This window comes from Roseburia sp. OM03-7AC (genome assembly GCF_003462625.1).
GTDB classification, from domain to species: domain Bacteria; phylum Bacillota; class Clostridia; order Lachnospirales; family Lachnospiraceae; genus Roseburia_C; species Roseburia_C amylophila.
In genome coordinates, this window is the sequence record NZ_QTZJ01000012.1 from 39,724 (window position 1) to 48,005 (window position 8,282).

Sequence of the window (8,282 nt, forward strand, 5' to 3'; positions counted from 1 at the left end):
AGGAATACAGATGAGTACGGAATACGGAGCAGACCAAATTCAGATTTTGGAAGGTTTGGAAGCAGTAAGAAAGAGACCTGGAATGTATATTGGAAGTACCTCTGTGAGAGGACTTCACCATCTGGTATATGAAATTGTGGATAACTCTGTCGACGAAGCACTGGCAGGTTATTGTACCCATATTATCGTTACGATTAATAAAGACAATTCCATTACTGTAGAAGATGATGGACGTGGAATTCCGGTAGGAATTAACCACAAAGCAGGTATTCCTGCGGTAGAAGTAGTATTTACTGTATTGCATGCCGGCGGAAAATTCGGCGGTGGAGGATATAAGGTATCCGGTGGGTTACATGGTGTAGGAGCATCCGTTGTAAATGCACTTTCTAACTGGCTGGAAGTACAAATTTTCCACGATGGAAAGATTTATAAACAACGTTATGAACGTGGACATACCATGTATCCACTGAAGGAAGTCGGAAAATGTGATATAAATAAAACCGGTACTACTGTAACCTTTTCTCCGGACGGAAGCATTTTCGAAGAAACCGTATATGATTTTGATACATTAAAGCAGCGTTTAAGAGAGACTGCATTCCTGACAAAGAATCTTAGGATTACACTTCGTGATGACAGGGAAGAGCCTGTAAAAGAACGGGTATTCCATTATGAAGGCGGTATTAAGGAATTTGTAACTTACTTAAATAAGAGCAAGGAAGCATTGTATCCGGAGGTTATTTATTGTGAAGGTGAGAAAAACGGGGTTCTTGTTGAAGTTGCTATGCAGCATAACGATGCATATAACGAAGCTACGTACAGCTTTGTCAATAACATCATCACGCCGGAGGGTGGAACACATCTGGCAGGTTTCCGTAATGCACTTACCAAAACTTTTAATGAATATGCGCGGGCGAATAAGATTTTAAAGGATTCTGAGCTGGCACTTTCCGGTGATGATATCCGTGAAGGTTTAACCGCTATTGTAAGTATTAAGATTGAAGAGCCTCAGTTTGAGGGACAGACCAAGCAGAAGCTTGGTAACAGTGAAGCAAGAGGAGCCGTAGACAGCGTAGTAAGTGAGCAGCTTACATACTTTTTAGAGCAGAATCCTCAGGTTGCAAAGACCATTTGTGAAAAATCACTTCTGGCACAGCGTGCAAGAGAGGCAGCGAGAAAAGCAAGAGATTTAACCAGAAGAAAGACTGCATTAGAAGGAACTTCACTTCCTGGAAAATTAGCAGACTGTTCTGATAAAGACCCGAAAAACTGCGAAATTTTCATCGTCGAGGGAGATTCCGCCGGTGGTTCCGCAAAGACTGCAAGAAGCCGTGCAACCCAGGCAATTCTTCCACTTCGTGGAAAGATTCTGAATGTAGAGAAAGCAAGACTTGATAAAATTTACGGAAATGCTGAGATTAAAGCTATGATTACAGCATTTGGTACCGGTATTCATGAGGATTTTGATATCAGCAAATTAAGATATCATAAGATTATCATCATGACCGATGCCGATGTGGATGGTGCCCATATCAGTACCCTGATGCTTACTTTCATTTATCGTTTCATGCCGGAATTAATCAAACAGGGCTATGTATATCTGGCACAGCCGCCACTTTATAAGATTGAGAAAAATAAAAATGTCTGGTATGCCTACAGCGATGAACAGCTCAACAATATCTTAAAAGAGATTGGACGAGACGGTAATAATAAGATTCAGCGATACAAAGGATTAGGAGAAATGGATGCCGAGCAGCTTTGGGAGACAACCATGGATCCTGAGAAGAGAATCTTACGCCGTGTTGTAATGGATGAAGAAGAAGCATCTGAAATTGATGTAACATTCAACACCTTAATGGGTGATAAAGTAGAACCAAGACGTGATTTTATTGAAGCAAATGCGAAGTATGTCCAGAACCTGGATATCTAGGAGGAAGAATAGATGGATGACAAGATATTTGACCAGATACATGACGTAGACTTAAAGAAAACGATGGAAACATCCTATATAGACTATGCCATGAGTGTAATTGCAGCCAGGGCTTTGCCGGATGTAAGGGATGGTCTGAAACCGGTACAGAGACGTGTACTGTTTTCCATGATAGAGTTGAACAACGGTCCGGATAAGCCACATAGAAAATGCGCCCGTATTGTCGGAGATACCATGGGTAAATATCACCCACACGGAGACAGCTCAATCTATGGAGCATTGGTAAATATGGCACAGGACTGGTCTACCAGATATCCATTGGTAGATGGTCATGGTAACTTCGGTTCCGTAGACGGTGACGGAGCTGCAGCAATGCGATATACGGAAGCAAGACTTTCTAAGATTTCCATGGAAATGCTTGCTGATATTAATAAAGATACCGTTGATTTCATGCCAAACTTTGATGAGACCGAGAAAGAGCCTGTTGTACTGCCATCAAGATTTCCAAATCTTTTAGTAAATGGTACAACTGGTATTGCGGTAGGTATGGCAACCAATATTCCGCCACATAACTTAAGAGAAGTTATCAATGCAGTAGTAAAAATCATTGATAATGAAGTAGAGCAGGATCGTGGAACCGATATTGAAGAGTTATTAGATATTGTAAAAGGACCTGATTTTCCAACCGGTGGAATGATTCTTGGTACAACCGGAATCAACGAAGCATACCGTACCGGCCGTGGAAAGATTCGTGTCCGTGCAGTTACCAATATTGAGCCGATGAACAATGGAAAGAACCGTATTATTGTGACGGAGCTTCCATATATGGTAAATAAAGCCAGACTCATCGAAAAGATTGCAGAGCTGGTAAGAGATAAGAAAATTGACGGAATCACAGATTTACGTGATGAATCAGACCGTCAGGGTATGAGAATCTGTATTGAGCTGCGTCGTGATGTAAATCCAAACGTAGTATTAAATCTGTTATATAAACATACCCAGTTACAGGACACCTTTGGTGTTATTATGCTGGCACTGGTAAATAATCAGCCGAAAGTCTTAAATCTTCTTGATATGTTAAACTACTATCTGATGCATCAGAAGGAAGTTGTAACAAGAAGAACGAAATATGATTTAAACAAGGCAGAAGAAAGAGCTCATCTGTTAGAGGGTTTACTGATTGCCTTAGACCATATTGATGAAGTAATTTCCATTATCCGTGGAAGTAAGACAACACCGGAAGCAAAAGAAAAATTAATGAACCGCTTCGGACTCAGCGATGCACAGGCACAGGCTATTGTAGATATGCGTCTGCGTGCACTGACAGGTCTGGAACGCGAGAAAATTGAAAATGAATATAAGGAATTAGTAGCAAGAATCGCAGAATTAAAAGCAATCCTTGCAGATGAGAAGAAGCTTCTTGGTGTTATCAGAGAAGAAATTCTTCTGATTGCAGATAAGTATGGAGACGAAAGAAGAACATCTATCGGATTTGACGAATATGACATTTCCATGGAAGATCTGATTCCGGTAACCAATACGGTAATCACCATGACAAAATTAGGATATATCAAGCGCATGAGCGTAGATAATTTCCGCAGCCAGCATCGTGGTGGTAAAGGAATTAAGGGAATGGAGACCATTGAGAACGATTATATCGAAGAACTTCTCATGACAACTTCCCATCATTATCTGATGTTCTTTACCAACAGTGGAAAAGTATATCGTATGAAAGCATACGAAATTCCGGAGGCAGGAAGAACAGCCAGAGGAACCGCAATTATCAATCTGCTTCAGCTTCAGCCGGGTGAGAAAATTACCGCAGTTATTCCGATTAAGGAATACAAAGAAGGTGAATACCTCTTTATGGCAACTAAGAATGGTATTGTGAAGAAGACACCAATCTGCGAATATGCAAATGTCCGTAAGACAGGTCTTGCAGCAATTAACCTTCGTGATGATGATGAACTGATTGAAGTAAAGAAGACAGATAACAATAAAGATATCATCTTAGTAACCAAATATGGCCAGTGTATCCGTTTCCATGAAACAGATGTAAGAAGCACCGGTCGTGTATCCATGGGTGTTATCGGTATGAATTTAGCAGACAGCGACAAAGTCGTAGGAATGCAGTTAAATACCCAGGGTGATGCACTGATGATTGTATCTGAAAAAGGTCTTGGAAAATGTACCCTGATGTCTGAATTCTCACCACAGAACCGTGGCGGTAAAGGCGTGAAGTGCTACAAGATTACCGAGAAGACCGGTAATATCATCGGTGTCAAAGCCGTAAATCAGGATAACGAAATAATGCTGATTACCACAGAAGGAATCATCATTCGGATTCCGGTAAATGGAACAGCACTTTTGGGCAGAGTAACATCCGGAGTAAAACTGATTAATGTAAATGACGGAGTAACTGTAGCCAGCATGGCTAAGGTAAAAGAAGATAAATCCATTATGGAAAATGATATTCCGGAGCCGGAGCAGCCAGAGGGTGTTATTGTAGAAGAAGATGAAGATGCATTAGCATCGGAAGAAGAGCTGATATCCAAGGAGCTTGGTGAATTAATTAACCGCGCAGAGCAGGATAGCGAAGAAGAATAAAAAACTTTATAAAAAAGAGGGCGGAATCACTGTATCATGATTTCGCCCTTTCAAAAAATAATGGGGGATTAAAGATGCCACAGACATTTTATGAAGTACTATGGATTTTTATTATTTATGCATTTATCGGATGGTGCAGCGAAGTATCATATGCAGCATTGGATAGGGGAATCTTTGTAAACAGGGGATTTTTGAACGGACCGTACTGTCCAATTTACGGATGTGGAGTATTAATCGTGGTTGTGTTACTGACACCATTAAAGAAAAATTTGCTGATATTATATTTAGGTTCCTTCCTATTGACATCAGTTCTGGAATTTATAACAGGATTCGTAATGGAAAAAGTATTTCATAATAAATGGTGGGATTACTCGGATAAACCCTTTAATATAATGGGATATGTATGTCTGAAATTTTCAATTTTCTGGGGATTGGCTTGTACCTTTATTATGCTGATTATTCATCCGATTATTTACGGATTCATTCATCTGATACCGCATATTGTGGGGGTGGTATTACTTATAATTATAATGACCGGATTTGCCATTGACGTAGTAGTAACGGTATCTACTATTGTGAAGTTCAACCGCAGGTTAAAGGTAATGGATGATATTGCAGCAAAAATTAAAGTATTGTCCAACCAGATTGGTGAAAATATTTATGAAAATGTAGAAGAAGCACTGGAAAAATCTGCAGAATTTAAAGAAGGGCATGCAGAAAAGATAGAAAAACTCGAAAATCTGCATCATAAATATGATGAACTTTTATCCAAAAAGAATGCAGTATCCAGCCGTCTGATGAAAGCATTCCCGGATATGAAATCAAAACATCATAACGAGATTTTGCAGAAATTAAAGAAAATCAATATAAGAAAGTAGGAAAATATGAAACCGAAAATAAAAACAGGGATAAGCGCAATCATGATAATAGGATGGATATTTGCAGGGCTGGGTTCTGTCTTTTTAATAATGGGAATCCTTTTTCTGACACAGTCCGGTAAAGAGGAAGCCTTTAAAATGTTAGGACTCATCTTTGGCGGAACCGGACTTTTCTTTTTTCTGATTGGTGTCATTTTTTTGATATTGCATTACAATAATAAAAGCAGCTTAAAGAAAATTGTAGATAACGGCTACTACATTATGGCAGAAATTTCAAATATAGATATGAATTATAATGTAAACGTAAATGGCAGATGCCCTTATGTGATATATGCCAGATATCAGGATATAAATGGTTGCATCCATACATTTCACAGCCGCAACATTTTCTTTTATCCGGCGGGAATGATGAAAAATAATATGGTAAAAATTTATACAAGACCGGATAATTTTAAAAAATACTATATGGATATCGATGAGATTTTACCGGAAGTACAGATGCATTAAAGGAGGCAGAAATGATAAGAACAGTAAAAACAAGTGAAATAACAGAAAATATCAAAGAAATGTGCATTGAAGCAAATTATTATTTATCCAGGGATATGGATGCAGCAATGAAAAATGCGGCTGCAACGGAAGAATCTGAACTAGGACAGAAAATATTAAATCAGTTACAGGATAATCTTAAGATTGCAGATGAGGAACAGATTCCAATCTGTCAGGATACCGGAATGGCAGTAGTATTTATAGAAGTAGGACAGGATGTTCATTTCGAAGGTGATGCTATAGAAGATGCCATTAATGAAGGAGTGCGTCAGGGATATGTGGAAGGATATCTTCGGAAATCCGTCGTAAAAGACCCACTGATTCGTGAAAATACCAAAGATAATACTCCGGCAGTTATACATTATTCCATTGTGCCAGGCGATAAAGTGAAAATGACTGTTGCACCAAAGGGATTCGGCAGTGAAAATATGAGCCGCGTCTTCATGTTGAAGCCTGCAGAAGGAATCGAAGGTGTTAAAAATGCCATCATGACTGCAGTAGCTGATGCAGGTCCAAATGCCTGCCCGCCAATGGTAGTAGGCGTTGGAATCGGAGGCACCTTTGAAAAATGTGCGATTCTTGCAAAAAAAGCATTAACCAGAAGCGTAGATTCCTATTCTGAAATACCTTATGTAAAAAATCTGGAAATAGAAATGTTAGATAAAATTAATAAGTTAGGCATCGGACCGGGCGGATTAGGCGGAACAACTACAGCTTTAAAGGTAAACATCAATACATACCCGACACATATCGCAGGACTTCCGGTGGCAGTGAACATCTGCTGTCATGTAAACAGACATGTGGTAAGGGAGATTTAAAATGAACACAATTGTAATAGAAGGAAAAGAATATTATTTTAAAATGGCACATCCGGAAAATACAGAAGAAATATTGTCTTTATACCAGAGTGCCATGGGAACAGAAGGCTGCACCTGGGATGAAACATATCCAAGCCGGGAGACCATTGCAAAAGATTTTGCAAATCAGGCATTATTTATAATAGAAGATAATGCCCATAAAATAGCCGGAGCAATTTCAATTGATGAAGATACGGAAGTAAATGCATTAACCTGCTGGTCGAAGCAGTTAGAGCCATCCGCGGAGCTGGCTCGTCTTGTCATAAGAGAGACAGAACAGAATCATGGAATGGCACGCGTTATGATTCAAAAGACCATGGAAGAATTAAAAAAAAGTGGCATGAAAGGTGTGCATTTTCTGGTAAGTAAGACAAATGAAAGGGCAATGCGTTCCTATCAGAAATTGAATTTTACAAAATGTGGTGAATCGGATCTTTATGGAGAAGACTGGTGGTGCTACGAAAAGGCATTATAATAGATTTATTATAAAAGCTGGTAAATATCATTATTTATTATAGAAAGAACAGGTGATAGAATGGATAAATATATTACAACACCGATAACAGAAGAAAAGACAGCAGAGCTTCATGCAGGAGATTATGTATACATAACAGGAACGATTTATGTGGCAAGAGATGCAGCCCACAAGAGAATGATGGAAGTCTTAGAAAGAGGAGAAGAACTTCCGATAGACATTTTAGATTCCACAATCTATTATATGGGACCATCACCGGCAAGAGAGGGAAGACCAATCGGTTCCGCAGGTCCGACCACTGCAACCCGTATGGATAAGTATGCACCAACCCTATTGGATTTGGGTGAAAAGGCAATGATTGGAAAAGGAAAACGTTCCAAAGAAGTCATAGATGCCATCATCCGTAATAAAGCAGTATACTTTGCAGCAATCGGCGGGGCAGGCGCACTTCTTTCTAAATGTATTACCAAATCAGAAATTGTCTGTTATGAAGATTTGGGAGCGGAAGCCATCCGCAAGCTGGAAGTAAAAGACTTCCCGGTAATAGTTGTGATAGACAGAGATGGCAACAACCTCTATGAAACAGCAATAGAAAAATATAAGAAAATCCAGCTTTAAAATGCTCTAAAAAAATAAGTGAAAAATAATTTGAATTTGTGATTGACAAAGTGAAATAGTTTTAGTATTATTATCTATGCGTCATGTACGCAGACAACATCATATTTATTTGGAAAGTTCAGATATGGAGAAATACTCAAGAGGCTGAAGAGGCGCCCCTGCTAAGGGTGTAGGTCGGGCAACCGGCGCGAGGGTTCAAATCCCTCTTTCTCCGCTTTTTCCAAAGATAAAGAAATTTATTTTTTTTTGGAAAAAGTTGTTGACAGATAAGAAATAAGATGTTATACTAAATGAGTTGTGTCTGAGAGATACAATAAAGAACCTTGATAACTGAACAGTGAAATAACCTTGAAAGATTTTGAGAAAAACGTAAT

At 39.1% G+C, this 8,282-nt stretch carries 7 protein-coding genes and 1 tRNA gene; all 8 read left to right on the plus strand.

What is annotated here, in order from left to right:
* The first annotated feature begins 10 nt into the window (after positions 1–10).
* The 8 genes from gyrB (at position 11) to DXB39_RS13780 (ending at position 8,122) form a co-directional block, all read left to right on the plus strand.
* Entirely contained in the window at positions 11–1,927 is a 1,917-nt protein-coding gene (gene gyrB, locus DXB39_RS13745) for a DNA topoisomerase (ATP-hydrolyzing) subunit B (protein ID WP_117842290.1), read from the plus strand.
* Between the two features lie 12 nt (positions 1,928–1,939).
* Positions 1,940–4,534, plus strand: coding sequence for a DNA gyrase subunit A (gene gyrA / locus DXB39_RS13750; protein WP_117842289.1), 2,595 nt, complete (start codon positions 1,940–1,942; stop codon positions 4,532–4,534).
* Between the two features lie 74 nt (positions 4,535–4,608).
* A complete protein-coding gene (locus tag DXB39_RS13755; protein WP_117842288.1) occupies positions 4,609–5,412 on the plus strand; it encodes a putative ABC transporter permease in 804 nt (267 codons plus the stop codon).
* A 6-nt stretch (positions 5,413–5,418) separates the two neighbouring features.
* Positions 5,419–5,919 carry a hypothetical protein gene (locus DXB39_RS13760; RefSeq protein WP_117842287.1) on the plus strand — a complete coding sequence of 167 codons (501 nt, stop codon included), beginning with the start codon at positions 5,419–5,421 and terminating at the stop codon, positions 5,917–5,919.
* A gap of 11 nt (positions 5,920–5,930) precedes the next feature.
* A complete protein-coding gene (locus tag DXB39_RS13765) occupies positions 5,931–6,776 on the plus strand; it encodes a fumarate hydratase (protein WP_117842286.1) in 846 nt (281 codons plus the stop codon).
* 1 nt (position 6,777) lies between these two features.
* Positions 6,778–7,290, plus strand: a complete 513-nt coding sequence (locus tag DXB39_RS13770) for a GNAT family N-acetyltransferase (RefSeq protein WP_117842285.1) — start codon at positions 6,778–6,780, stop codon at positions 7,288–7,290.
* 60 nt (positions 7,291–7,350) lie between these two features.
* A complete protein-coding gene (locus tag DXB39_RS13775; RefSeq protein ID WP_117842284.1) occupies positions 7,351–7,908 on the plus strand; it encodes a Fe-S-containing hydro-lyase in 558 nt (185 codons plus the stop codon).
* A gap of 126 nt (positions 7,909–8,034) precedes the next feature.
* Positions 8,035–8,122: transfer RNA gene (locus tag DXB39_RS13780), tRNA-Ser, on the plus strand.
* Positions 8,123–8,282: the final 160 nt, after the last annotated feature.

What these genes read in the sequence shown, in the direction of transcription:
- gyrB (WP_117842290.1), top strand. Translation starts at nt 11, where the DNA reads ATGAGTACGGAATACGGAGCAGACCAAATTCAGATTTTGGAAGGTTTG.
- gyrA (WP_117842289.1), top strand. Translation starts at nt 1,940, where the DNA reads ATGGATGACAAGATATTTGACCAGATACATGACGTAGACTTAAAGAAA.
- DXB39_RS13755 (WP_117842288.1), top strand. Translation starts at nt 4,609, where the DNA reads ATGCCACAGACATTTTATGAAGTACTATGGATTTTTATTATTTATGCA.
- DXB39_RS13760 (WP_117842287.1), top strand. Translation starts at nt 5,419, where the DNA reads ATGAAACCGAAAATAAAAACAGGGATAAGCGCAATCATGATAATAGGA.
- DXB39_RS13765 (WP_117842286.1), top strand. Translation starts at nt 5,931, where the DNA reads ATGATAAGAACAGTAAAAACAAGTGAAATAACAGAAAATATCAAAGAA.
- DXB39_RS13770 (WP_117842285.1), top strand. Translation starts at nt 6,778, where the DNA reads ATGAACACAATTGTAATAGAAGGAAAAGAATATTATTTTAAAATGGCA.
- DXB39_RS13775 (WP_117842284.1), top strand. Translation starts at nt 7,351, where the DNA reads ATGGATAAATATATTACAACACCGATAACAGAAGAAAAGACAGCAGAG.